Source organism: Algoriphagus halophilus (genome assembly GCF_041729275.1).
Lineage (GTDB): Bacteria > Bacteroidota > Bacteroidia > Cytophagales > Cyclobacteriaceae > Algoriphagus > Algoriphagus halophilus_A.
In genome coordinates this window covers 4,548,029-4,572,012 of sequence record NZ_CP146486.1, presented here as the reverse complement: position 1 = coordinate 4,572,012, position 23,984 = coordinate 4,548,029, and the positions used below count along the sequence as shown (strand labels likewise).

Below are 23,984 nucleotides of genomic sequence, written 5' to 3'. Positions count from 1 at the left end.
TTTTATACACCTTCACCCACATTTCGAATTTGAAAAAGGAAACTTTTCTCAACACTTTTTTATCGAAAGAGAGATAATAAAAACTTTATTTTTTGTCTCTAAGCATATTCAAAGTGATTTGAATGAGTTGGGAAAGGACCACAGGGTCAACTTCTTTTGTTGTACCCGATTAGATGGTCATTTGGGCAAAGCTAAGAGAGGAAATACATCGATTGTTGCAAGTGGCATCAGTGGTTTAGTAAAATGTCTGAATTTGGAATGGTCACCTGTTTTTTGCCGGGTAGTTGATATTCAGCCTGAATTATCAACAAGTCAAATTACCAACCAAATAATGGCTGAATACCAAGATGCCAATGTTTCCCTTGTAGAGGTGGCCTATTCGCTAGAAGGCAGAAAAACTACAATAACCATTCCTAGTGAAGTGCTGGAAAATCAAACCATCACAACTACAGTTAATAAAAATTCAGTCTTTTTAGTTAGTGGAGGCGCCAAAGGGGTGACGGCAAATTGTGTAATCGAAATGGCAAAAACCTTCAAATGTAAATTTATTTTGTTGGGTAGGTCAAGCCTAGATTTTAATATTCCTGAATATGCCAAAAAAGAAAGCAATGAAGTGGCTTTAAAACGCCTGATCATGGATGATCTAAAAGAAAAAAACGGAAAAGTCAGCCTTCAGGAAGTAAAAAGTTCTTTAACAACATTATATCTAAAAAAGAGATTGAAGGCACCCTATCTGCAATTCAAAATCTAGGAGGGGAAGTAATTTATATTCAGGGAGATGTTACAGATATGGCAAGTTTTAATCAAGGCTTAATAGCTGCTAGTAAAAAACTTGGAAAGGTAACAGGAATCATTCACGGAGCAGGAATACTGGCCGACAAATATATCCAAAACAAAACAGAGAGAGATTTTGAGGATGTTTTATCAGTTAAGCTGGATGGGTTGATGACTTTGATAAGCGCAGTAAACATTCATCAACTCGATCATTTGATTTTATTCTCTTCTGTGGCTGGATTTTACGGCAATGTAGGTCAAACGGATTACGCCATCTCCAATGAGATATTAAGTAAAGCAGCCTATTTGATTGGGGCAAATCATCCCAATACTCAAGTAACTGCTATAAATTGGGGGGCTTGGGATTCAGGTATGGTGAGCGGAGAATTGAAGGCCCAATTTGAAAAAGCTGGAATAAGTTTGGTCAACTCTGAAGGCGGTGCTGCCATGCTAGTCAACGAATTCAATATAGACTATATTAATCAACACCAGGTCATTATTGGGAGTACTTTACCTACGGCAGTCAGTCATTTAGGAGATTTGAAATCATATCGTATTCAACGGAAATTGAAGTTAGAGTATAATCCTTTTTTGAATCATCATAAAATTCAAAATATCCCTGTTTTGCCAGTAGTCAATGCGGTGGCCTGGATGGCCCAGTCTTGTGAAAGATTATATCCTGACTACGCTGTTTTTAAGATCGAAAACACCTCCTTGTTTAAAGGGATCATATTTGACGGCAAGGAGAAGGAAAATTATTTTCTGGAAATTAGGGAACTGAAAAAGGATGAAGAGATAATTGTTTTTGAAACTAAGGTCTATTCTGAAGGAAAAAAATTGCAGACCAATCATTATAGAGCCACAATTACATTAGTTAGCCGGAAATCATTTCCATCTCCACCAAAATTTATCCATCAATTAAGTGAAACCTATGAGACCTTGGAAGGTCACCTGTTGTATCAAGATGGCTCCTTGTTTCATGCTCCCTATTTTCAGGGAATAAAGCAAATTTTAGATTGTACCGAAAAACAAATTGTACTTTCCTGTGAAGCAACTGAAGTACCTTTGTCCGAGCAAGGCCAGTTTCCTACAGATTGTATCAATACGTTTTTTGCCGACATTCAATATCAGGGAATGTTGGTTTGGGTACAAAAATATTATGATGGAGCAAAGAGTCTTCCTTTACAAACGGATTGTGCAATGTTGTATCTACCTGTCCCATTTGGAAAAAATTGTTCGTTCACATTAAGATCCGAGAAGCAAACGAAGTGAAATTAAGTGCGGACTGCACTGTTTACGATGAGCTTGGCAACGTGTATATAAAAACGATAGGAGCAAGTGTAATCATATCAAGACAATTAGCATGGTAGAATAAAACCAAATTTACTGTAATAGAAACCCCACTAGTTTTTTAATTTTATATGACCAAGATTGCTATAATAGGAAGTTCTGCTCTTTTTCCAGGTGCCTCAACACCAATGGAATTTTGGGAAAATTTAATGTCAGAAAAGGACTTGACCAGTGAGGCAACCTCAGCAGATTTTGGATTTGACCCCAGTTTAGTTTTTCATCCTGAAAAAGGAATAGAGGATCGGTGCTACTCTATTAGAGGGGGTTATGTCAGAGACTTTATTTTTGATCCAAATGGGTTTGAATTACCGGCAGAATATCTGAGAAAGCAAGACAAACTTTTTCATTGGTCTTTGTACACAGCCAAGGAAGCATTGATTGATGCAGGTTATTATCAAAAGAAAGAGTATTTAGATAAGTGCGGTGTGATTTTGGGGAATTTATCCTTCCCCACCAATTCCTCTCATCAATTAATATCTGCTATTTATGCTGAAGCTATAGATGCTCATATTCAACCCTTATTGGATTGCCCCGAATTTAAAATTAAAGGGCACCAACAATCAACTCCTCCAAATAATACCTTAGAGCTCAATCCTTCTGAAATGCTAAGTAAGGCATTAGCTTTGGGCAAAACCCATTATTCCATGGATGCTGCTTGCGCTACATCACTTTATGCAATTAAGTTGGCATGTGATGAGTTGAAAACCGGTAAGGCCGATATGATGTTGGCAGGTGCGGTCAGTGCTTCAGACCAATTGTTTATTCATATGGGATTCTCCATTTTTCAGGCTTACTCACCTTTGGATAAAAAGTTTGTTCCATTCGATAAGGATACGGCTGGCTTGGTTTCTTCTGAAGGGGCAGGAATGGTTGTATTGAAGCGTTTGGAGGATGCTTTAAAAGATCACGATCAAATTATTGCTGTAATCGGGGGAATTGGCCTGTCAAATGACGGTAGAGGTAAATTCTTGCTTAGCCCTAATCCCAAGGGACAAAATTTAGCCTTTGAAAGAGCTTATAAGGATAATTATATTTCACCTGAAGACACTCAGTACATCGAATGCCATGCCACAGGCACCCCTTTAGGCGATAAAACAGAATTGAATTCGATTGCTACATTCTTTTCCAAACATCATAGTCAGCCATTATTAGGTTCAGTAAAATCCAATATGGGTCATTTATTGACAGCTGCAGGAATGACCGGCCTATTAAAAGTGATAATGGCTATGCAACATCAAGTGATTCCTCCTAATATCAAGCTGAGAAATCCAATTAAAGCGGATAACGACTGGCCAGGATCCGATGGAATGATTTTAAAACATACCTCTTGGGACCACATTAGAAAGCAGGCCGGCATCAACTCATTTGGTTTTGGTGGCACGAATGCGCATATGGTCGTACAAAATCATTTTACTGGGACCAAAATTGAAGATCAAGTAAGTAAAAGGGTAAAAATGCAATCAATGGCAGTGGTTGGAATGGAGGCTCTTTTCGGAAATTGTCAAAATTTGGATGAGTTCTATCACACAATTTATAATGGTGCACAGCATTTCGGTCCTCTGCCCAAGAATCGCTGGAAAGGGATTGAAGAGAATAGTAGCCTTTTAAAAAATTTGGTTTTGAAAATGGTAAAGCTCCTATAGGTGCATATATCGATCAGTTTGAAATTGATTTGCTAAGGTATAAAATTCAACCCAAAGAAGCCGAGCGGTTACAACCGCAACAAGCCTTGTTATTAAAAGCTGCGGATAATGCAATAAAAGATGCGGGATTGGACGAAAATAAGAATGTGGCTGTCCTGGTCGCCATGGACACTGAGTTGGCCATTCATCAATGTCTGGCTAGATGGGATGTGGAGTGGCAGATTGAAGATGCGCTGAAAAATACGGATCTGGATTTAGAAAAATCATCTATCTCAGAACTTATAGATATAACCAAGAAAGCGATTTATCATCGACAAGGGGCACCAACTCCCAGCGAGTTCACCAGTTTTATAGGTAATTTGATTGCTTGTAGGATTTCCTCATTATGGGATTTTTCAGGACCTGCTTTTACCGTTTCCTGTACCGAAAACTCGGTATTCAAAGCATTAGAAATTGCCCAGAATTTGTTGTCGCTCGGAGAGGTGGATGCTGTAGTAGTGGGCGCAGTAGATTTTGCCGGAGGGCTTGAGAATGTATTGCTAAGACAAAAGGAGAACCCTTCGAAACACACTATAAATCCTTCAACCCTATTTTCTACTAACAGTAATAATTGGTTGATTGGAGAAGGAGCTGGAGCAGTTGTTTTAAAGAAGCATAAATCAGATAGCTCTGATAAAGTCTATGCAGTGATCGATGAAATAGGCAGCTGGAAAACAGGAAATTCCATTGATTACCTGGAATTGGCTGCAACAGGAATTGTAACCCAAAATCAGTTCGAACAAAATCAACTCCTCAAGAAAAAACCGAAGAATTCTGTTGCTTTAGGAACGATAAAAGCGAATTTTGGAAATTGCTTTGCAGCTTCAGGGATGGCTAGTTTAATAAAAACAGCCTTATGCATGTACTACCGATTTATTCCTGGAATAGCTGATTGGTCTGCTCCCGAAAACAAGGCATTCCAGAAAACGAATTATTATTTTCCGACCGAGTCACGACCATGGATATTGGCAAAAGGGCAAAATGAAAGAAAAGCTTCTATCAATGGAGTTGGGGATATCCAGATACAATTATCTCTAGATCAAGGTAAGTCTTATCAAGGGTTTGGCTTTTTGCAAACCCAACTTCCTAACTTGTTTATCTTAACCGGCAACAGTGCAGAGCACTTGCTCAACCAGTTAGATTTACTAAATTCCCAAATACAGAATGGGCATGAACTCTTAACAATTGCTGCAACGTTACACGATACTTTTTGCCAACAAAAATCAAAATATACAATTGTTTTAGTAGCGAAGGATCAAATTTCCTTGCAAAAAGAGATTGAGGTTTTTCAAAAAAATTAACGCTTGCATTTAGCAAAAATCAAGATCTTAAAACACCGAGAGGAAGTTACTTTACGCCAAACCCACTTGGGCAATCAGGTAAGATAGCTTTTGTCTATCCTGGATCAGCAACTTCCTACGCTGGATTAGGAAAAGATTGCTTCCAACTATTTCCTGAATTAATCACTACCTATGAAACGCGGGTGGGTAATATTGATCGTTTTATCAATAGTGAATACATCTATCCAAGATTAAAGAACAAAGAAGAGTATTCCCCAAATATTTATACCAATGCTGTAGCAATGATGTCTTCAGGAGTCTTTTACTCGGCATTCTTTACTCATATTATTAAAAACTATTTCAAAGTGAAACCTGAGATTGCTTTTGGTTATAGTATGGGAGAATGTAGTAGTATGTGGTACTCTTTAGGAGTTTGGCATCCCAATGGGGCAGACAAGATAAGAGAACTCGATATTTTTAAAACCCGTCTAGCGGGCGACTTAGAGGTTTTGGCCGAGCAATGGCAAATCAGCAGTAAAGAAGCCAAACAACAATGGATAAGCTTGGTATTACTTGCTCCGGTCGAGAAAGTGAAAACTGTAATTAACGGAGTTGAAAAAGTATTCTTGACTTTCATTAATACACATGAGGAAGTGATTATTTCAGGTCACAAAGACACATGTGCTGAAATAGCACGGAAGCTAAACTGTCCTACCCTATCCATTCCATTTCAAAGTATTATCCATCACTATTTCTGTATACAGGAAAAAGAAGGATTACTTGAAATGCACCAATTTGAAATAGAGGATCGACCAGATATCAAATTTTATTCAAGTATTAGTCAGAGTACAATAACTCTATCTAGTGAAGAAATTGCAAAAAACTCTTTTGCGGTGTGTACTAATCAAGTGAATTTTCCAGAAACAATTGATACCGTCTATGACGCTGGTGCCAGGATTTTTATTGAAGTCGGAGCAAATGCTACTTGCACGAATTGGATTCAGAAAATCCTTAAAGGCAAATCGTTTCATGCAATTCCTTTTGACCAAAAAGGAAAATCTGACATTAATAATATAGTTTGTTTACTTGCCCAAATGTGTAGCCATGGAGTAAAAGTAGACTTGTCTTTACTCTTTCAAAAAGCTAAAGAATCAGGTACGCAGCGTGTGTTTATAAAGAAGATAATTCCAGGGGATACTCCATTAGGGGAACTATTTGGTCAGGAAAAGCTTCAATTGAAATTCAGTAGGGTACGAAGTAGATTTAGAAAAGCTTCGCCAAAAAGAACATTTTTATTGACTGAAAAGCAATCCGATGTTTTAGGCTATACAAAAAAGTCTTCAACAAAGACTCTAGAATATTCCTCCATTCCTTCTTCACATGAAATTCAATTTGTCTCCCCATATCATCTTGATGAAAAGGGAATTAAAATCCCCCAAAAACAAACAAATTTTAATCAACCCGAAAAAAAGAAACGAACATAAGTTTCAATAAGGTAAAAAATGAAATGGTAAAAGAAATAAAAAAAGGAAGCGTTGGCGAAAACGGTTTACGACTGCAAGATTTCAAGACTGGAGAACATGTAGAAGGAAAAGAAATTGTTTTTTCACAAAAAGATTTAGAAGAATTTGCGACTGGGAAAATATCCCATGTTTTTGGTCCTGATTATTCGATTATTGATACCTATAGACGTCGGGTAATGTTACCTATGGCTCCATATCTATTAGTGAGTCGAGTAACTAAAATAAATGCTAAGCTAGGAGAATATAAACCCTCCTCCATATCAACCGAATATGATATTCCTTATAATGCTTGGTACAGCACCGACTCCCAGATCCCTTCAGCTGTTTGTGTAGAATCGGGTCAATGTGATTTACTTTTGATCTCTTATTTGGGAATTGATTTGCAAAACAAAGGAAACTTGGTGTATCGGTTGCTGGATTGCACCTTAACATTTATGGATGATTTGCCCTTCGAAGGACAAACTTTACGTTATGATATTTCAATCAATTCCTTTGTAAGGCACGGTGATAATCTGCTGTTTTTCTTTAACTATCTCTGTTATGTTGAAAATAGGCTAGTATTAAAAATGGATGGGGGCTGTGCTGGTTTCTTTACCGATGAACAGTTAAAAGATGGAGCTGGGGTAGAATACTCAAAAAGTGAAATTGAGGCAAGGAAAAAATTTAAACGAAAATATTTTACACCTTTATTAACCACCAATAAATTCTCTTTTTCAAAACATGATCTCCAACACTTAATTGATGGGAACATAGAAAAATGCTTTGAAGACATTTCATATTTCGCCAATGGCCGTAATACATCTTTACGGATTCCCCCGAGAAGATCCTCATGCTTGATCGAATCACTTGGGTTGATTTAACAGGAGGTGTACATGGTTTGGGATACATTGTAGCTGAAAAAGATTTGCATCCGAATGATTGGTACTTCCCCTGTCACTTCAGGGATGATGAGGTGCTGGCAGGATCCCTCCAAGCGGAAGGAGGAGTAAATTTATTGCGCTTTTTCATATTGATGGTGGGCTTGCAAAGATTGACCAAAAATGCGCGTTTTCAGCCCATTTATGGGTTAGAACAAAAAGTTCGATGCCGGAAGCAAGTAACTCCTGGAGTCGACACGAAATTAATCTACAAGCTGGAGGTAAAAGAAATTGGATTATTTCCCAATCCTTATGTAATCGCTGATTTAGAAATTATATCTAATGAAGTGATCACAGTTCATTTTGAAAACCTAGGTTTAGAATTAAGGGAAAAAACTAATCCAAAATATCTCGATCCAAAAGTAGGTGTGAAAATTTCCCCAAGGTCAGCTAATGCATTAATGAATGAAAAAGACATCACTACATTTGCATTAGGGAATATGACAGATTGCTTTGGGCCTGACTTTGCCATTTACAATGGACGTAAAATGTCTCGCCAGCCGAATTCGGATTTACAATTGATTTCCAGAATATTGCATATTGAGGGAACTAAGGGGGATTTTTCAAAGGATATACCAATTATAGCAGAGTATGATGTTCCAATAGATGCTTGGTATTTCAAACAAAATTCTAACAATAGTATGCCTTACGCTATATTGATGGAAATTGCTTTGCAACCCTGCGGTTTATTAGGGGCATATTTAGGCAGCACATTACAGTTCCCCGATAAAGACCTATATCTCCGAAACCTTGATGGAGAAGGAGTTACATTTGACTTACCCATTGGAACCGACTTTAGGGGAAAACCATTACAAATAAAGCCATATTGGTTTCTTGTATTGATCACGGAGGAACTATCTTACAGCGGTACACTTTTGAGTTGTCGGTTGATGGAGAACTTTTTTTAAGGGAAATTCTTCTTTTGGATTTTTTACTTCTGATGCGTTATCATCACAAGTGGGATTGGACAAGGGAGAAAAAGTTCCTGCTTGGTATGTGACGGAGCGACTACAGGCCATGGATTATATGAAAATCAAATTAGACTCACTTTATGGAAGAATGAAGTTGTTTAAAGGGACAGAATCCAAACCACATTATCGCCTAGCAGGGGATCAATTAAACATGTTGGATGAATTGATTATAGCGAAGGAAAAAGGAAAATTCTCTAAAGGGTATATTCATGCCACCAAGTTCATTAAAGCATATGATTGGTTTTTCACTTGCCATTTCTATCAAGATCCTGTTATGCCTGGGTCATTGGGGGTAGAATCAATAATTCAGGCCATGCAGGTGTTTGCCTTACAGCAAGACTTGGGGAAAGACTTCCAGTCTCCAAGATTCGTACAAGTTCCCCATCACAAAACTGTGTGGAAATATAGGGGACAGATATTATCAACAGCAAAAGAGATGCATTTAGAGGTGCATATCAAGTCAATTGACAGGAAAGGTAACCAGCTGTTGATGGTGGCAGATGCTTTTTTATGGAATGATAAAATAAGAATTTATCAAGTAACGGATCTTGCTTTGGGGATTGAAGAGGCAATCGAAAAATAAATGAAGCCCATCAAAAAATAAAAATGATAAAGTTCACTGGAAAGGAATCTCAAATGTATTGGCAAGGCTCTCCTAGAGAAATCGATTTCGATTTAAAGGGAATGAAAGAGAAATTACTGCAAACTGACAAGCCCTGTTACCTAATGAAGGATTTCAATGGAAGAATTGGCATTAGCAATTCCGGTACTTTAGTCTCAGAAGGACGAGGATTGCAAGTCTTGGCAATGGTGAGTCCGATGACAGCAGATCAATTTGGTGATCCGACATTTCGACGTGATTATAATTTGAAATATGCCTACAAAACGGGGGCTATGGCCAATGGAATCGCCTCAGTAGATTTAGTAATATCCATCGCAAAAGCTAATATGATGGCTTCCTACGGAGCGGCGGGTCAAATTCCAGAAATAATAAGCAACGCAATTACTAAAATACAATCAAATTTAACGACCCAGTCCTTTGCAGTAAATTTAATTCATTCACCCTCGGAGCCAGCCTTGGAAAAAGCTGCTGTCGAGCTATTTCTACAAAAAGCTGTAAAAGTAGTTGAAGCATCGGCTTTTTTGGAATTGACCGAAAATATAGTGTATTATCGAGTAGTTGGATTGAGTCGAGACAATGAAAATAACATTGTCATAGGTAATAAAATTATCGCAAAGATTTCCAGGAAAGAAGTTGCGACGCTCTTTATGAATGCTCCCCCAGAAACACTTGTTCAAAAATTATTGGAGAAAGGGAAAATTTCTGCGGAACAATTAGAAATGTCAAAAATGGTTCCGATGGCAGATGATATTACCGTCGAGGCAGATTCTGGTGGACATACCGATAATCGCCCTTTAGTGGCTTTGTTGCCAATAATAATTCAGCTTCGAGATAAATTACAACGGCAAAATTCTTTCAATACCAAGATCAGGATCGGAGCCGCAGGTGGAATATCCACACCCGCCTCTGCTCTGGCGGCTTTTATGATGGGGGCAGCTTATGTGGTTACAGGCAGTGTGAACCAATCATGTGTGGAAGCAGGAACCTCTGAACATGTAAAGAAACTGTTGCAAGAAGTAGAGTCCACCGATGTGATGAGCGCACCCGCATCTGATATGTTTGAAATGGGCGTGGACTTGCAGGTCTTAAAACGCGGGACATTATTCGGGCCTAGGGCGAGAAAGTTATATAAATATTACGAAACGTATAAATCAATTGATCAAATTCCCATCGAGGAAAGAAAAATATTAGAAGAAAAAATTTTTAAAAGACCACTCGAAGAAATATGGCAATCTTGCATTGCTTTTTTCCAAGAAAGAGATCCAGAACAAATAGAGCGGGCCCATAATAATCCGCATCGGAAAATGGCATTAATATTTAGGTGGTACTTGGGGTTGTCTTCTAATTGGGCCAACTCCGGAACTCCAGATCGAGTGTTAGACTATCAAATTTGGTGTGGCCCATCTATGGGAGCTTTCAATGATTGGGTGAAAGGTTCTTATTTAGAAAACTTTCAGAATCGAAGAGTCGCCGATATAGCCGAGCAAATCATGGAAGGTGCTGCTTACTTATACAGAATTCAAAGTTTAAAATTCCAGGGAATTGAACTTCCAATGGAATTAAAAGAAGTAAAATTAAAGCAGTCTCAATCTGTTTATCATTCTTAAAGGGATGCAATTTTCCAATTAAAAATAGAGTTGTAATTCACACACCTCCTCCCACACAAAACCTATCAAGTTTTTAATTTCCAGTAAAACAATTTTTATCAGGCCAATTTTACAGTGTTTGGATATCTGACCTTTGACATTTAAAATCAATAATGGTAATTACTTGATTTTTTAAAAACACAACATTGGAACTTAGAGATATTAACCTCTAAATATATCGGACCGTTGTATTAACCATGATAAGGCGATCCTTGCAATGCCTTTAAGATTTCTGAAGAAGTATTTTCTGCATTCTCCGGACCAACGACACTAAAGTGCCCCCTGTAATTATTTTACTTTGCAGTTCATGACAAACCCCAGCCCAACCAAGTAATGGATCATCTTGCAGCATTTCCAGTAAAGTTCCCTTCATACCATCCTCTGAATTTGGAGCTCGAAGCTGGACAACATAAGTGCCCTTAAAACTCCCTGATTCTTTATCTCTACGTGCAGGTTTTAAAATATCTGTTTGGATTTGAGAGGCACTGAAAAGATCCCAAGCGATCTGAGCTTCTACTTCCTCGGCAGCCAGATCATCTTCTACTACCAATTGCCCAGATTCAACTGCCATCCTTCTTCCAACGGTGGCGGTAGTTTGAAAAGACATCTTATTTATTTCTAATGCTGAATATTGAGATTGATTTGGGGCTAATCCATCGACAAGAATAAGATTGCATTGCCCTAACTCCTGAGCTACCAATGCCCCAAATACACCACCAAGAGAATAGGCCAATAGATGCCATGGTCCAATTGGTTGTAACTCACGAATAATCTTCGTGAAATTCTTTGCTAACAAATCCATTGGAAGTTTTTGCTTGGCACTTTGATTCTCGAAAGCAATTAAAGTTTTTGATCTTAGGTGTTCGGCTAAGTGTACATAGGCAAATACGTGTCCACCTCCCGGAGGCATACAAAAGATCGTGTTTGAAGATTCAAAAGTTTTATTTGGAGAATCTCGAGAATCATTTAGGATCACATAAGGCTTACTTACCATCGCTTGTGTAAGTGTACGGGCACTCATTGCTGCAGCCAAAGATCTAATACTTGGAAAATTGAAAAAATCAGTCGGTGTGAATTTTTGCCCACTTCGCTCACTAAGCTCAAGCATTACTTGTACAGCTTGGATAGAATCTATCCCGAAATCCACAAAACTACTATCAATAGCTATCTCTTCTTTTTTAAATCAGCTACTTCTATAAGGGAGTCAATAATCATAGCAACAGCTGTCGCTGGATCTATAGGACCTATCCGTTGTGAAATATCTTCTTCCACATCTCTTATTTCTGAAGAAGATGATTTTAATGTCGCCGAATGATTTACATCTGTACTAAATTCATCTATTGGCCTTACTAATGAGAGTGACTGATCCAAGAATCTTTTACGTATTTCAACCCTTCTCAATTTTCCAGATGTTGTTTTTGGGAGAGAACCCTGCGCTACTAAACAAATGAAACGACAACGAGCGTCAACGGCATTACTTACTGCCTGGGTAATGGAAAAACCACTTGATCAAGCACCGATTCAGCACCTCTTTTTTTATAGACGCTCTCTCGTACCTCAACCACAACACAAATAGCTTCACTTCCCTCATATTCAACTCCAAATGCTGCTATACAACCTGCTCTAATCGCTGGATGGGCACTTGAAACGGCGTCTTCAATATCCATAGGAATGATATTTCTACCACCAACAATAATCAATTCTTTGACTCGCCCACATACATAAACCATATTATCATAAATAAATGCTAGATCACCGGTCCTGAGAAATGAAGAATAACTATCTGGTGATTTTGTATGTGAAGCAAATTTTTTAGCATGATCGGCAGAAGGTCTAATATGCCTATCTGCTACAGACGGGCCCTTAATCCATAATTCTCCCACAACTCCGGAAGGCACTACTTCCTCCGTTTCAAGGTCCGCTATTATCATACTTGTTCCATTAACAGTTGATATGGGAGGACCACACGCAATAATAGTTTTTGCATTGGGGTGATCTGGCCGCACTTCAATTACCCTATCATCGCCACTTAGGGAATTCTGATCAAAAGAGGTATAACGACTATCTCCATTTTGGCCACCTGATAGATATAATGTACACTCAGCCATTCCCATTATGTTCTTGAGATTCCAGTAACGAAAACCTAAAGACCCAAACCGTTCAACAAATTTAGAGTGAGTTGCAGGGCGACAAAGCTCAGCACCGGTAAAAATAGTTAGGTCATGTAAGTCTACCCCGGTTAAACTTTTTACATCAACACGTTTAACCATCAATTCTAGTGCAAAATTTGGAGCTGCAGTATTTGAAATTCGCTCTTCAGCACAGCTCTTAAACCAAAATTCAGGATGTGAAATCCATTTCATTGCTGAAAAATAGACAATTGTAGTACCAAGTATTGATGGTACACAAAAGCCGATAACCAGCATCAAGTCGTGCCACCAAGGCAGCCAGCAAAGCCCACGCTGAGGTGGAAAGACTCTACAATCCCGAGATGAGATAATGGCATTGTGAATGAGCATTCCATGAGTAATCACTACCCCTTTTGGGTCTTGTGTAGACCCACTGGTATATTGGACATAGGCAATATCTTCAGGGGTCGGAAATGGTCTTTTTTTACCACTCCCTTTCGGGCAGTATCTGTTCTTACCCACAGTAATCCTGCTGGCCAAGAATCTGATTTTGAGTTCTCTCCTCGAAAAATATTACGAATTGCTTTAATGGGACGATCAACTTGCGCCAGAACAAAATATTTTGAATCCGTTAAAGCTGCCACAGCTCCGGAATTCTCAACAATCCGATTGAATCGAGCAATCCCCTCTTTATCTCCCTGAATGGGAATAGGGGCGCTACGGGAACTGCAATAACACCCAACATCAAACAACCATAAAAAGCCATTGGAAAATGAAGGCTATCTGGCGGATAAACTAAAACAGCACGATCCCCTTTTTCAAACCTGACGCTTCTAGGAGGGACGCAACTTCGCTTGATGATTCCCACATCTCCTGAAATGACCATGCTTTTCTTTCCTTCTCCAAAGAAACAATCATTTCTCGGCTTCCATTTGCAGAGGCATGATGAGAAAAAGCATGAAGCATAGTGGGGAAATTGGCTTCAAGAGCTTCAAACCAATTTTTTATTCCTTGAATATCATTTTTACCATTTGGCAAAGGAACATTTGAAAAATTAGTTTCTTCTTCAGTATTTAAACTAAGCTCTTCAGCATCATTGTTTCGGCATACACGCTCAATAAATTCTTGAGTCCAGCCTGTAATACAATCTGTTAACTCAAAACCAGTTAACCCACCACCAAACCAAGTTCTATTTAATCCCTGTCTTGATTCAAGTTTGTCGTAAAAGCCCGCTGCGAAATCACCAGGAGCTACATGAGGCATATAGTCCCAACGCTGTAAAAAATTGGTTTCTCACCATCAGGGAAATTAGCCCCCATTGATTTTAATTTTAGTAGAGATGCCTCCAAGAAATCATTATCTGACTGGCCTGGTTTGGCATATCCCCACCAAGTTAAAACGTTTGTGTCCCGATGATAGTAAGTATAGGAGGCTACTGGTGATTGCTTTTCCGGATCATCAGTAACACAGAAACCATCCTTATTCAGCCCATCGGCTTTTATCATGCCTGTCATATAAGGCAAATACCGAATTTGATCAAGTAATTCTGATTCTTGGTCATCTCCTTTCAGAAATGCATTTGGCCTGTTACAGGCAACAAATAAGTGATCCCCTTCATATTGGGTTTTATTAGCGAGTTCTACTGTAATCTTATTTGCTGTCCTATCAACAGCGACCACTCTAGCATTACAACGTATATCAAGATTTTTTGCCAGCGCTCGTAACAGGCCCCCAAAGCCTCCTTTTGGTGTACCAGTTTGATTATCACTTTGTATTGAATGTTGGGAAGCCTCCGCAAACCTCATTAAATAAGCCGCGCTCATTTTTTTTGCCTGACCATAACCAGCTCCATAGAATAGTGGATAAACAAGATCCACTAGTGGTTTGGCCTGATTATGCCACCGCCTAATAGTTGCCGCATGGTCATTCAAACCAACAAACCCAAACTTATGGGTATCCATGTGTTCAAGAATGGCCTTGATTTGGGATTCTGATTCAATCAATTCAATCTTATCGGTTTGTTTTTTCGTACCAGATTCGCTTTTATATTTTTGATGTTTTCCTGTATAAGGTTCAATCTCAATACCAACTTGTTCTGCTAAATTTTTAACATGACCATCAAGTCGGACTATATGTGCCCCTACATTGTATAAATACCCATCAATTTCAAGACATTCACACTTCCCTGCACCAATTTCACCAGCCGCTTCGAGAACGGTTACTTTACATCCTCGTTTTTGTAACTCGTAGGCTGCAACTAAACCACCAATACCTCCGCCAACTACAATCACTTTTGATCCCGGCGTAATCGTTCTTGTTGTATAGTGGGATATCGGAACTGATACTGGTAATGATACATCACGTTTGGAAGCATAGCCTCGTAGGCCCATTGGATAGGCTAACAATAAAGGTAAAGGCGGTGCTTGGCCTGGCAAGTTTTGAATCTGCCAATTTAAGCTTGATACAATGTTTTGTAGAAAGGCCAATGCAAATCCCTGCATAAGAGCTTTGGCAGGACAATAAATTACTTTTGGTAATCCACCAGCCTCTTCGAGAGTTCCATCATTAAAAGGAGTTCCAGCGAATGTAGCACTAATTTGACGATGATCCAGTGGATCATCGCTCCATCTTTCCGGGTCAAATTTTGGGTGATGATTTTCACCGTAAACACTAAACTTAATCAAAGAACTATGGGGAGTTCACCATCATTAATTTTATAAGGACAACATTTTTCATCCGACTGATCAAGGGATACGGTCATAGTCGGGACAATAGGTGTCATATTAAACGCTTCTGTAATCAATTTTTGTTGAGCGGTTTCATCAGACAAAAGTTCTTGCCTCCAATCGGCATCTCCTTGTGTAGCTGTATTTTTTGTTCTTGAAAGTTCCACCAGTAAAACACAAAATGATTTCACTAGGGCAACGGTAGTTCCTAAACCGTGTATCAATGCATCGATCATCCCTTCCCGCGAAAGCCGTCCTGCTATCTCTTCCTTAATGTAGTACTCCACAAATGAACCGCTGTTATTGCGAGCTCTAGTGGCACGCTCTATACCTTCATTTATTTTTTAGACAAGTTTTTGTAGCCAGTACCGTTTTCACGGACACCAGGATGATAGAGAAAATCCCATACTAACTTGGCCTCAAGTCCCTGCGGTGCTTCTTCTCCAAATTGACTGTACCAACCTATGTCAAAGCATAATTCTCTGGCTGCGGTTTGAAAATCCAATTGTTGTTTGACAGTCCACCTAGAAATATGTTCCTGAATAATTGGTTTGACTTCATCAACTTGTCTTTCCTCCTTCACGTGATTCCTTATTGCAGCATAGATTTCAGGAATCATACGCCTGTCAGTCGATGTCTGATAAAGTATCCCATGTTTTTCTCGACTGGCTCGTTTGCGGTCATACATTAAATGACGGGCTTCTGGCCCTGTAATTATTACTGGCCTTTCTGCACCACCCAACCCAGAAGCTCTGAACATTGGACATTTTCCTGATTCTTTCCACACCCATGTATCATGGTCTTCCCGATTCTCAGGTGCACGACGCAATGGTACTCGCCTATTTTCTGATTTTTCAATTGACTCCTTAGAAACTTTATCTTTTTCCCTCATATCATTAAAAATACTTGACTCTCCATCCTTTTTATAAATAAAAGTAAGGTTGGAACTAACTGATTCTTTGCAACCTACAAGGAAGATACTAATATTTGGGATAAATAAAACCTATTTCATAGCTGGAAGTTCTTTCAATTAGTACTTGGGCTTTATCAATAAAATAAAAACAAATAATCTAGTTGACCGGTATAATCAGGCGATTCTGTTATGTCAAAAATCTACCATTCGAACAAGGTGAATTTTCGTTTTTAGTTGAAGAGCCAAGTAATAACAAGTAAAAATAAATCTTATTTAAAAATCCATTACTTAGATTCTACGGTATATTCCAACTCCTTGAATCCGACTTCTCCATTGGGAGTTAAGGCTTCAAGAATAATGAATTTTTTCCTGTGATATCAGAATTATAATACCTCAATTCCTCCTGCTCCATCTTTGATAATTCAATATTGTTTTTCCAAAACAACAAAGATCTGAGATCAGGTTTAATCAATTGTTCTTCAGTTAGAGTTGAGTAATCCATCTGTTCATATTCCCGCATCGCTGAAAAAACAGGTAAGGAGGTTTTCATCACTCCCTCAGTGGCATTTGCCCCAAATAGGCCTTTTCCTGCATGAGTGTATATGGCAATTACACTTCCAACTGGAGGAGCAGCCAAAGGATTTGCCCAAGGGAAAACCTCCAAAAGAGCTTGGCAAACCCTTTCGCATTTTTAATAATTTCAAAACTTTTTACTTCTGAGGGATCAATATTTTGAATCAGGTGATAATCATAATTCATAACAGGAATACCATCGACCACCACAAGCGTGAGCCCTCCACCATTTACTTTGGCATGTAAAAAACCTCCATTTATATTAATCCTGGTTACTGAAACCAATTCAGGATAATTAAAAAGTAATATACTATAAAGCCCATAAGACCATTTTTCTTCTTTGGATTCAATTTCATCTCCATCCACGACGCTGGTTGGTCTTCCAAATCTATTCATCACTTCCTGTCTCTGCGGAGTCATTAAATAATCTTCTACCGTAAACTCTTCCAATTCGATGAAATTATTTGAAAGGTTAAAAGCCCTATCCACCGTATCTTTTTTCTGCTCCTTGATAATTACATTGCGTTTGATGCTATCCAATCTCACGATTGATTCTCTTTGATCAAACGAAATAGGTGGCACCTCCTTATCATCAAGAAGAATTGAAAAATCTTTCTTTTGCCCCTTTTCATCTACTGTTTGGACTAATGCATTTATTTCAGTTCCAAACATATCTGGAAGCACGAAATTAAAGCGCCCCAAACTATCAGTTTGCTCCTGAAAAACACCGACCTGTTCCCCAAAAGTCATTAGGGTGACTTCTATTCTATTTATCGCTTTTTTCCTTAGAAAATTACCTTCTACCCTTCCTGAAACTCCAATAGTATATTCAGGGCTTACGTGCCCTTCTACCTCAAGTTGATGAAATTTATAATCGCTTGGCCTCTTTGTCATTAACCAAGTATCTAACTCCAGCGCATTTTCGGGCTGAATCAATGAGTCCTCGTTTGCCAAGGAATAGTTAAAGTCACTAAATAATAGGGTTCTCGCTATTAAACTCTGTTGCTCCTTCTTGTATAGTGCATATAATTGTTCATCCAGAACTTTGACAGATAAAGTCGCATCCCTATTTCGGCCTTCTGAATCCAGAACAGCAACATTCAATTTTGTCAATTGACGCTGACTGTAACTTTTTAAATCTGTATTAGCCATTAGTTGAAGTCTATCCTGGGGTTTTGGATTAAAAATGTAACGGCTAGCCAGGACCTTTTTATCTTGATCGAACAACGTTAAGGAGGACACACCTTCTGGAATAGAATCAAGAGGGAATTTTAAAAACATTTTCCCTTCTGACAATACTCCTCTAGCATAAAAATATTCTACACCCCTGCTGGATAAACTAACAAAGCTGCAATCATTATCATGATAAGAAGAACTGATATCCAGCCTTAATTCATCATTCGTTATATAGGCAAACAGTACATCTCCTTTAAATTTTGTTTCTGGTAATTGGATGGTGAGTACCCCCTTTCTTGATTTTCTACAGGGATTTCGGCGAAGAATATTTTTGAAGTATCCCCTTTCAATAAAAAGCTTCCAATCCCTCTCTCGGTACTTTCAAATGTAGTTATTAGGTTTCCCTCTTGGTCTACAACTTTACCTTTGGTTTTTATTCCTTTCCCTTTCACATCCTTTGCATTAAAGGCCACTCTAGAATAAATCCCATGAACTAAACTCCCGCTCTCTGGAAAAAACTCAACCTCTGAAACCCCATCCTTTAATGCTACAGTTTTGGTATAACTCATACCATTATCTGTACGGATTCTCAAACTTACCACTTTGTCTTTTGGAGAAATGGGATAAGAAAGTTTATAGAGCTGATTTTCTGGTTTAATACTAAGAGAATCTGCTAATCCATCTATGTTCACAAAAACATCCAACTTTCCCTTGACTAGACTATCAATGGAAGCAGGGTCAAAAATTGCCTCTAGGATGGTGCTGCCTGATTCCTCTTCTACTAAAGTTAAATCATAAATGGGGTCATTATTACCAATTTCTTGGGAGGCATAAATATCCACATACTTTTCAGAGATAAAATCAGCCCCAAAATTTTCATTCCATTTGGTGTAGGCTCTTAGTAAATACCTCCCTGGCAAGTAAGACTGGTATAGGTCAAAAAATGCTTGTCCCAATCCATTTTCCAACTTTATCGTTTTCCTTTCTAGTATGATTTCATTGAAATCAATCAATTCAATATATAAAACCCCGCTAAGTTGACTAGGTGAATGATCTGATGCTTTGGTAACAATCGCATTCACCCAAAGCGTCTGATTGTTTAGATAAATGCTCCTATCAGTAGTAAGAAATATTTTTTCGGCAAGTGAAATAGGATAGCTTAGACTGGACTCCTGCCCAAAGGCCACATACGATCTTAGGAAGAATAACCCGACCAATAAAAAACAAAGGGTGTGTTTAAATTGTCCTCTTTTAAAAAAGCTGGTTTTAAACATTTCTGATCTTCCTGTTTTTCAATAGGATGGTAAAATATGATCGCTTTAGGAAAATAAAAAATAACCAAATTAATATTTTTAGGACCTCAATTCTAAGACTTTCCCTACTGCGTCCGGCACATCCTCTTCATAATGGCTGACGTAAATCAAGGAAATGGAACAGCCTTCGCAAACTCTTTGAACGGTCTCTTTAAAAGTCTTCTTTGGAATTCATCCATCCCCTGACTTGCCTCATCTAAAATCAACAATTGGGGTTGTTTGATCAATGCTCTGGCCAAAAGGGTCCATCGTTGATGTTCTAAGGACAATCTCTGGATGACTGTATGCTGAAGGGGTTCCAAATTGAAAAGCCTGATCCATTGATTGGCCAGTTCCTCCTGCTCGGGGCTGACTTTTTGAATAATCCCATGGTATCAAACAAACCAGACAAAATCACTTTTCTGCAAGTTTGATTGGCCGGGAAATACCGGCTCAATTCGGGCGCGACAAAACCAGTAGGCCGCTTCACATCCCAGATACTTTCTCCTGTCCCTCTTTTTCTTCCAAACAACCAGAAATTCTGCGAATAGGCTTGGGGATTCTCTCCAATCAGCAAACTGATCAAGGTGGATTTTCCAGAGCCATTCTTTCCTTTCAAGAGCCATTTTTCCCCTGCTTTCACCTCCCAGTTGACATCTTCTAGAATCACTTTGTCGCCATATTTAATACGGACATTCTGGAGTACTATTGGCGCCTTTAACAATTCTCTATCCTGTGGGAGAAGAGATTGAAGTAAGTCCCAATCCCAAGCAGGGATGTTAGTTTCCTTTCCTTCACATTGGTGGTAATCCTCCTTGGTCCAACTTCCCGCTAAACCTGATTTTGAGATTTTGGCTACATGGGTAATTCCATCCGGAATTTCATTCCCTGATGTGGTTAACAACACCTGGACACCGGATTTGCTGATCTCTTGGATAATTGCCCCAAACTCCTCTCGGCTTCTCACATCCAATCCTGTCATTGGCTGATCCATCAAATAAATATGGGGCTGGTGCATCAAGCCTAAGGCAATGGCCAGCCTCCTGGTTTCTCCATTGGAAAGCTTCAATAAAGACTTATCCAATAAGGCTTCTAGTCTCAGAAGTTTGGCCACATTTTCCAGGGTCCAGGGTCCAAGGACTTTAGGGGTTACTTCTAAAAGGTATTCCCTTACGGTTGCAGTTTCTTCAGATTCAGAAGAATTGAACCGTTGTTGAAAATAAAAATTCTGGATATGTGAGCGATTTTTAAACTCGTACTTCTGGGAGACATAGGCGATTAAGTCCCTAAAACTATGTACCTCCCCTGCTTCTGTTTTTTCCTGTACATAGGCCTTGGCAAATGGTCTTTGAACCTCTCCTTTAGAAATCACCGTGTTGCCCCTCAAGGTTTCTATAAAGGTGGTCAACTCCCAACCGGAATCTCCAATCACTGCCCAATTTTCACCTGTATTCCAGTTAAAACTTAAGTTTTCAAAAGCCTGCTGAGCTTTGTATAAAACAGTGGCTCCATGAATAGTTAGGATAGAATCGGACAAAATAGTATTTGTTAGAGGTTACTTTTCTAAAAATAAAAAGAAGGGATTAAACTTTGTTTTTGCTATCAATTTGAATGGTGACAGGCCCATCATTTACCAAGCTAACTTTCATATCAGCCCCAAACTCACCCGTCCCAATTTTCTTACCCAAATCAAACTCCAAAGTTTGAATGAGTTTTTCATATAAAGGGATCGCTACCTCTGGCCTTGCCGCTTTAATATAAGAGGGTCTATTCCCTTTTTTAGTACTGGCATGTAACGTGAATTGAGAAATCAATAATAGATCACCATTGACCTCTATCAGGCTTTTATTCATCACTCCGTTTTCATCAGGGAAAATCCTTAAGTTGATGATTTTCCTGGAAAGCCAGGAAATATCCTCCTGGTTGTCTTCATTCTCAATCCCTACCAACACCATCATCCCCGTTCCAATTGCTGATTTTATTGTTCCTTCAATTTTGACGGAAGCTTCAGAAACTCGCTGTATGACTACTATCATTTTGTTAGATCTTGCATTTGCCCCGAATTGATAATTTCCACATTCTGGGAGCTGGCTTGATTGGCCACCAATACCATTGCTTTTGCTACCTGAAAATCATAAATAGGTCGATAATTTTTAAGGACCTTAAGCCAAACCAATGGTTTCATGGCGATGGTTGCAAACCATTCTCCAAACCTGAATTCATTTCGATTGCCAAGAAGCAAAGAGGGTCTAAAAATTCCAAGAAATGAATAGTCCAATTGTTGTAAATCCTGCTCCACTTCTCCTTTTACCTTACTATAAAAAACGGATGATTCGGGATCAGCACTCAAAGCCGATACATATAAAAATTTAGAGGCTCCTAGATTTTTTGCCCATGTTGCAAATTCCAACACGATATCGTGATCGATTTGGTAAAAACGAGCTTTGGACCCTGCTTTTTTGATGGTAGTCCCTAGGCTTGAAAACGCATGAATCTCTGCTTTCTTTTCAAGTATCTCCTCTCTTACCAGCTGATACTCGCCGCCTAAAGAACTTGACATCAAAAGGTGCTCCCAGTCCCAGGTATTGATTTTTAACAAATCCCCCTCCAGCTGAACTAACTTCTCATGTTTAAGGGCCAACTTTCTTCTCCCTACGCTGATGACAAAGTCATATTTTTTGAACAGTTGATGCAATAACTGCATGCCAACCATTCCTGAAGTTCCTGAGATTAAAGCGATATTCATAAGGTTACATATTGTGCAATAGCTTCTTTTAGTTCTTGTTCTATTGCCTGATTTCTATCTCTTGCATACCAAAGATACGTTCCTTCGGAAAACTCTTTCGAGCTCAATCCTTGAGGGTCCTTTTTATAGGCAATCAATCGTTCCTGTAAATATTGAGGTCTTGGCCCCCAGGTAAATAGTTCCTCATTCAAATCCTGAGAGAGACCGATCAGCTTTGGAATAGACCTCGCACCATTGGTCAAATATTGATCCATCAATTCAGGGTTTTCATCTCTTAAAACCAATTTCAAGTTGATGAGCGGATTGAGGGCTGCCAATTTTGCAAAATACGGAATACTTTGGGAAGCATCTCCACACCAAGCCTCTGTCAATACCAACCAGGTTTGTGGCTCCTGAATCCCTTTTATCAAAGACTCCATCTCAGATGAAATTTTAGCAGTCTTGTCGACCCGTCTCATCCGCGCCACATTCATTTTTGTGTAATTGATATTGGCTTCCGAATGATTGGTTCCAGTGGTTTTCCCTTCTGCCAAAAGCTCATCAATCAGTTGGCGATATTCTTCATAAGTGAGCCCGGATTGGACCATTTCCTCAGAAATTATTGGGGTAGTTGGGTTAAGCATACTTTTGGAATTTGGGAACTAACAGCTCTGATCAAGCTTGAGTTCTCTCGTACTCCAAAAATTCTTCAATTTCATCTTTCACCTTGGCATAAATGGCCAATACCACCGACAAATCATCAGCAAATCCAAAAAATCCTAGAAAATCAGGTACTAAATCGATGGGGAAACAAAATAGACCAGGCCTAATAACAGCAATCCCAAGGTACTGGTCGCCAATTTATGTGAACCATAAAAATGGGCTTTGATCATTCTGATAAATACTCCCAGCGGCATCACCAACTTTACAAATCTGGAGTCCTTACCGACTTTCCCGATTTTTTTAATGGTATTAGACATCAACTCCTTAACCTGCTCTTCTTTTTTGACCAATACCTCCACCTGCTTTCCATACAGCTTTCGGGCTTTGTCAATCATTTCAGTAGCTTTTGATTTAAGGGTGGTCATAGGTTAAAAGTAAATATTGATCTCCGACTTTACTAATTTCAACGCATAGCTCACTGCATCGTTATTCTGTTCTAAAGACCGGGTGAAAATCGCTTTTGCCAAATCCATTCCACTTGCCTCTTTGTCTACGGACTGTCGGCTCTGATTGATCAGGGTATTCACGTTTTCCACGGCATTTTTTACAGCTTCCCAAGTCTGTTCCGAGAAATATACCTGTTGAGAGAAGTTATGGTTAAACTCTTCCCGCACTTCATGTAGCAATTGAGCATGAAGCTCACTTGCTGTGAGGGAGGCTGGATTTGATCTTCGGACCAAGTTATTCGGAGATATTCTTTCCAGCAACAAGCAAAGTCGTTCAGCTGCTTGCAAGCGAATAGGTAAAATGGTTTGTGAATTTTGGGTTTTTAATTCCACTATCATCTTCTCTCTTTCTTTGGAGAGAAAGGATACCACCACCAAATACATCCCATAAAGGACAATTCCGGCAGGTAAAAGAATTTTTAATAAATCTATCGCGTAATCCATAGTTGGCAATTTCCTTCGAATATCTATAAATAATTTCTGTCAAAAAACTTCAGAGATCGTAAATTTGAAACG

At 38.9% G+C, this 23,984-nt stretch carries 26 protein-coding genes and 1 pseudogene; 9 read left to right on the top strand and 18 right to left on the bottom strand.

Annotation, left to right across the window (positions count from 1 at the left end):
• Nucleotides 1–181: 181 nt before the first annotated feature.
• From V8V91_RS24565 to V8V91_RS24525, 9 genes and pseudogenes are all read left to right on the top strand, one after another.
• Nucleotides 182–751, top strand: a complete 570-nt coding sequence (locus V8V91_RS24565; protein WP_373397689.1) for a hypothetical protein — start codon at nucleotides 182–184, stop codon at nucleotides 749–751.
• On the top strand, nucleotides 700–2,046 hold the full coding sequence (locus tag V8V91_RS24560; RefSeq protein WP_373400807.1) for an SDR family NAD(P)-dependent oxidoreductase: 1,347 nt from the start codon (nucleotides 700–702) through the stop codon (nucleotides 2,044–2,046). The genes V8V91_RS24565 and V8V91_RS24560 overlap by 52 nt, the downstream gene beginning before the upstream one ends.
• A 149-nt stretch (nucleotides 2,047–2,195) precedes the next feature.
• A complete protein-coding gene (locus V8V91_RS24555; protein ID WP_373397688.1) occupies nucleotides 2,196–3,767 on the top strand; it encodes a beta-ketoacyl synthase N-terminal-like domain-containing protein in 1,572 nt (523 codons plus the stop codon).
• On the top strand, nucleotides 3,764–5,107 hold the full coding sequence (locus V8V91_RS24550) for a beta-ketoacyl synthase N-terminal-like domain-containing protein (protein ID WP_373400806.1): 1,344 nt from the start codon (nucleotides 3,764–3,766) through the stop codon (nucleotides 5,105–5,107). Before V8V91_RS24555 ends, V8V91_RS24550 begins: the two co-directional genes overlap by 4 nt.
• Before the next feature lie 35 nt (nucleotides 5,108–5,142).
• Nucleotides 5,143–6,570 (top strand): annotated as a pseudogene (locus tag V8V91_RS24545) (PfaB family protein); the annotation flags it as partial.
• Nucleotides 6,571–6,593: 23 nt separating this feature from the next.
• Nucleotides 6,594–7,469, top strand: a complete 876-nt coding sequence (locus tag V8V91_RS24540) for a hypothetical protein (RefSeq protein ID WP_373397687.1) — start codon at nucleotides 6,594–6,596, stop codon at nucleotides 7,467–7,469.
• Nucleotides 7,439–8,434 (top strand): hypothetical protein, encoded by a 996-nt coding sequence (locus V8V91_RS24535; protein ID WP_373397686.1) that lies wholly within the window; start codon nucleotides 7,439–7,441, stop codon nucleotides 8,432–8,434. The genes V8V91_RS24540 and V8V91_RS24535 overlap by 31 nt, the downstream gene beginning before the upstream one ends.
• 49 nt (nucleotides 8,435–8,483) lie before the next feature.
• On the top strand, nucleotides 8,484–9,080 hold the full coding sequence (locus V8V91_RS24530; RefSeq protein WP_373397684.1) for a beta-hydroxydecanoyl-ACP dehydratase: 597 nt from the start codon (nucleotides 8,484–8,486) through the stop codon (nucleotides 9,078–9,080).
• Between the two features lie 23 nt (nucleotides 9,081–9,103).
• Nucleotides 9,104–10,726, top strand: coding sequence for a PfaD family polyunsaturated fatty acid/polyketide biosynthesis protein (locus tag V8V91_RS24525; RefSeq protein WP_373397682.1), 1,623 nt, complete (start codon nucleotides 9,104–9,106; stop codon nucleotides 10,724–10,726).
• Nucleotides 10,727–10,988: 262 nt separating this feature from the next.
• Here V8V91_RS24525 and V8V91_RS24520 read toward each other — a convergent pair whose 3' ends face one another.
• The 18 genes from V8V91_RS24520 to V8V91_RS24435 all read right to left on the bottom strand — a co-directional run bounded on the left by V8V91_RS24520 (nucleotide 10,989) and on the right by V8V91_RS24435 (nucleotide 23,912).
• Nucleotides 10,989–11,912, bottom strand: coding sequence for a thioesterase domain-containing protein (locus V8V91_RS24520; protein WP_373397681.1), 924 nt, complete (start codon nucleotides 11,910–11,912; stop codon nucleotides 10,989–10,991).
• 17 nt (nucleotides 11,913–11,929) lie between these two features.
• The gene (locus V8V91_RS24515) at nucleotides 11,930–12,136 is read right to left on the bottom strand and encodes a hypothetical protein (protein WP_373397680.1); all 207 of its coding nucleotides are present in this window, start codon (nucleotides 12,134–12,136) and stop codon (nucleotides 11,930–11,932) included.
• A gap of 107 nt (nucleotides 12,137–12,243) precedes the next feature.
• Nucleotides 12,244–13,434: an AMP-binding protein gene (locus V8V91_RS24510; RefSeq protein WP_373397679.1), complete on the bottom strand. Its 1,191-nt coding sequence runs from the start codon at nucleotides 13,432–13,434 to the stop codon at nucleotides 12,244–12,246.
• Nucleotides 13,435–13,689: 255 nt separating this feature from the next.
• Complete coding sequence (locus V8V91_RS24505) at nucleotides 13,690–14,157, bottom strand: hypothetical protein (protein WP_373397678.1); 468 nt, start codon at nucleotides 14,155–14,157, stop codon at nucleotides 13,690–13,692.
• The gene (locus V8V91_RS24500; protein ID WP_373397677.1) at nucleotides 14,145–15,578 is read right to left on the bottom strand and encodes an FAD-dependent oxidoreductase; all 1,434 of its coding nucleotides are present in this window, start codon (nucleotides 15,576–15,578) and stop codon (nucleotides 14,145–14,147) included. Before V8V91_RS24500 ends, V8V91_RS24505 begins: the two co-directional genes overlap by 13 nt.
• On the bottom strand, nucleotides 15,575–15,907 hold the full coding sequence (locus tag V8V91_RS24495; RefSeq protein WP_373397675.1) for a hypothetical protein: 333 nt from the start codon (nucleotides 15,905–15,907) through the stop codon (nucleotides 15,575–15,577). The genes V8V91_RS24500 and V8V91_RS24495 overlap by 4 nt, the downstream gene beginning before the upstream one ends.
• A 50-nt stretch (nucleotides 15,908–15,957) precedes the next feature.
• Nucleotides 15,958–16,512, bottom strand: coding sequence for a hypothetical protein (locus V8V91_RS24490; protein ID WP_373397674.1), 555 nt, complete (start codon nucleotides 16,510–16,512; stop codon nucleotides 15,958–15,960).
• Between the two features lie 361 nt (nucleotides 16,513–16,873).
• Nucleotides 16,874–17,170: a hypothetical protein gene (locus V8V91_RS24485; RefSeq protein ID WP_373397673.1), complete on the bottom strand. Its 297-nt coding sequence runs from the start codon at nucleotides 17,168–17,170 to the stop codon at nucleotides 16,874–16,876.
• On the bottom strand, nucleotides 17,143–18,402 hold the full coding sequence (locus V8V91_RS24480; RefSeq protein WP_373397672.1) for a Plug domain-containing protein: 1,260 nt from the start codon (nucleotides 18,400–18,402) through the stop codon (nucleotides 17,143–17,145). The genes V8V91_RS24485 and V8V91_RS24480 overlap by 28 nt, the downstream gene beginning before the upstream one ends.
• Before the next feature lie 107 nt (nucleotides 18,403–18,509).
• Nucleotides 18,510–19,556 carry a hypothetical protein gene (locus V8V91_RS24475; protein WP_373397671.1) on the bottom strand — a complete coding sequence of 349 codons (1,047 nt, stop codon included), beginning with the start codon at nucleotides 19,554–19,556 and terminating at the stop codon, nucleotides 18,510–18,512.
• A 146-nt stretch (nucleotides 19,557–19,702) separates the two neighbouring features.
• On the bottom strand, nucleotides 19,703–19,897 hold the full coding sequence (locus tag V8V91_RS24470; RefSeq protein ID WP_373397670.1) for a hypothetical protein: 195 nt from the start codon (nucleotides 19,895–19,897) through the stop codon (nucleotides 19,703–19,705).
• Nucleotides 19,855–21,111: an ATP-binding cassette domain-containing protein gene (locus tag V8V91_RS24465; protein WP_373397669.1), complete on the bottom strand. Its 1,257-nt coding sequence runs from the start codon at nucleotides 21,109–21,111 to the stop codon at nucleotides 19,855–19,857. Before V8V91_RS24465 ends, V8V91_RS24470 begins: the two co-directional genes overlap by 43 nt.
• 46 nt (nucleotides 21,112–21,157) lie before the next feature.
• Complete coding sequence (dtd, locus tag V8V91_RS24460) at nucleotides 21,158–21,610, bottom strand: D-aminoacyl-tRNA deacylase (RefSeq protein WP_373397668.1); 453 nt, start codon at nucleotides 21,608–21,610, stop codon at nucleotides 21,158–21,160.
• A complete protein-coding gene (locus V8V91_RS24455; protein ID WP_373397667.1) occupies nucleotides 21,607–22,320 on the bottom strand; it encodes an oxidoreductase in 714 nt (237 codons plus the stop codon). The genes dtd and V8V91_RS24455 overlap by 4 nt, the downstream gene beginning before the upstream one ends.
• Nucleotides 22,317–22,907, bottom strand: coding sequence for a thioredoxin family protein (locus V8V91_RS24450; protein WP_373397666.1), 591 nt, complete (start codon nucleotides 22,905–22,907; stop codon nucleotides 22,317–22,319). The genes V8V91_RS24455 and V8V91_RS24450 overlap by 4 nt, the downstream gene beginning before the upstream one ends.
• A 67-nt stretch (nucleotides 22,908–22,974) precedes the next feature.
• On the bottom strand, nucleotides 22,975–23,103 hold the full coding sequence (locus V8V91_RS24445; protein WP_373400804.1) for a DUF1232 domain-containing protein: 129 nt from the start codon (nucleotides 23,101–23,103) through the stop codon (nucleotides 22,975–22,977).
• Entirely contained in the window at nucleotides 23,094–23,387 is a 294-nt protein-coding gene (locus V8V91_RS24440; protein WP_373397665.1) for a hypothetical protein, read from the bottom strand. The genes V8V91_RS24445 and V8V91_RS24440 overlap by 10 nt, the downstream gene beginning before the upstream one ends.
• A 3-nt stretch (nucleotides 23,388–23,390) precedes the next feature.
• Complete coding sequence (locus V8V91_RS24435) at nucleotides 23,391–23,912, bottom strand: hypothetical protein (protein ID WP_373397663.1); 522 nt, start codon at nucleotides 23,910–23,912, stop codon at nucleotides 23,391–23,393.
• Nucleotides 23,913–23,984: the final 72 nt, after the last annotated feature.

What these genes read in the sequence shown, in the direction of transcription:
- V8V91_RS24555 (WP_373397688.1), top strand. Translation starts at nt 2,196, where the DNA reads ATGACCAAGATTGCTATAATAGGAAGTTCTGCTCTTTTTCCAGGTGCC.
- V8V91_RS24540 (WP_373397687.1), top strand. Translation starts at nt 6,594, where the DNA reads ATGGTAAAAGAAATAAAAAAAGGAAGCGTTGGCGAAAACGGTTTACGA.
- V8V91_RS24535 (WP_373397686.1), top strand. Translation starts at nt 7,439, where the DNA reads ATGCTTGATCGAATCACTTGGGTTGATTTAACAGGAGGTGTACATGGT.
- V8V91_RS24525 (WP_373397682.1), top strand. Translation starts at nt 9,104, where the DNA reads ATGATAAAGTTCACTGGAAAGGAATCTCAAATGTATTGGCAAGGCTCT.
- V8V91_RS24505 (WP_373397678.1), bottom strand. Translation starts at nt 14,157, where the DNA reads ATGCCTCATGTAGCTCCTGGTGATTTCGCAGCGGGCTTTTACGACAAA.
- V8V91_RS24490 (WP_373397674.1), bottom strand. Translation starts at nt 16,512, where the DNA reads ATGAGGGAAAAAGATAAAGTTTCTAAGGAGTCAATTGAAAAATCAGAA.
- V8V91_RS24475 (WP_373397671.1), bottom strand. Translation starts at nt 19,556, where the DNA reads ATGTTTAAAACCAGCTTTTTTAAAAGAGGACAATTTAAACACACCCTT.
- dtd (WP_373397668.1), bottom strand. Translation starts at nt 21,610, where the DNA reads ATGATAGTAGTCATACAGCGAGTTTCTGAAGCTTCCGTCAAAATTGAA.
- V8V91_RS24455 (WP_373397667.1), bottom strand. Translation starts at nt 22,320, where the DNA reads ATGAATATCGCTTTAATCTCAGGAACTTCAGGAATGGTTGGCATGCAG.
- V8V91_RS24450 (WP_373397666.1), bottom strand. Translation starts at nt 22,907, where the DNA reads ATGGTCCAATCCGGGCTCACTTATGAAGAATATCGCCAACTGATTGAT.
- V8V91_RS24440 (WP_373397665.1), bottom strand. Translation starts at nt 23,387, where the DNA reads ATGACCACCCTTAAATCAAAAGCTACTGAAATGATTGACAAAGCCCGA.
- V8V91_RS24435 (WP_373397663.1), bottom strand. Translation starts at nt 23,912, where the DNA reads ATGGATTACGCGATAGATTTATTAAAAATTCTTTTACCTGCCGGAATT.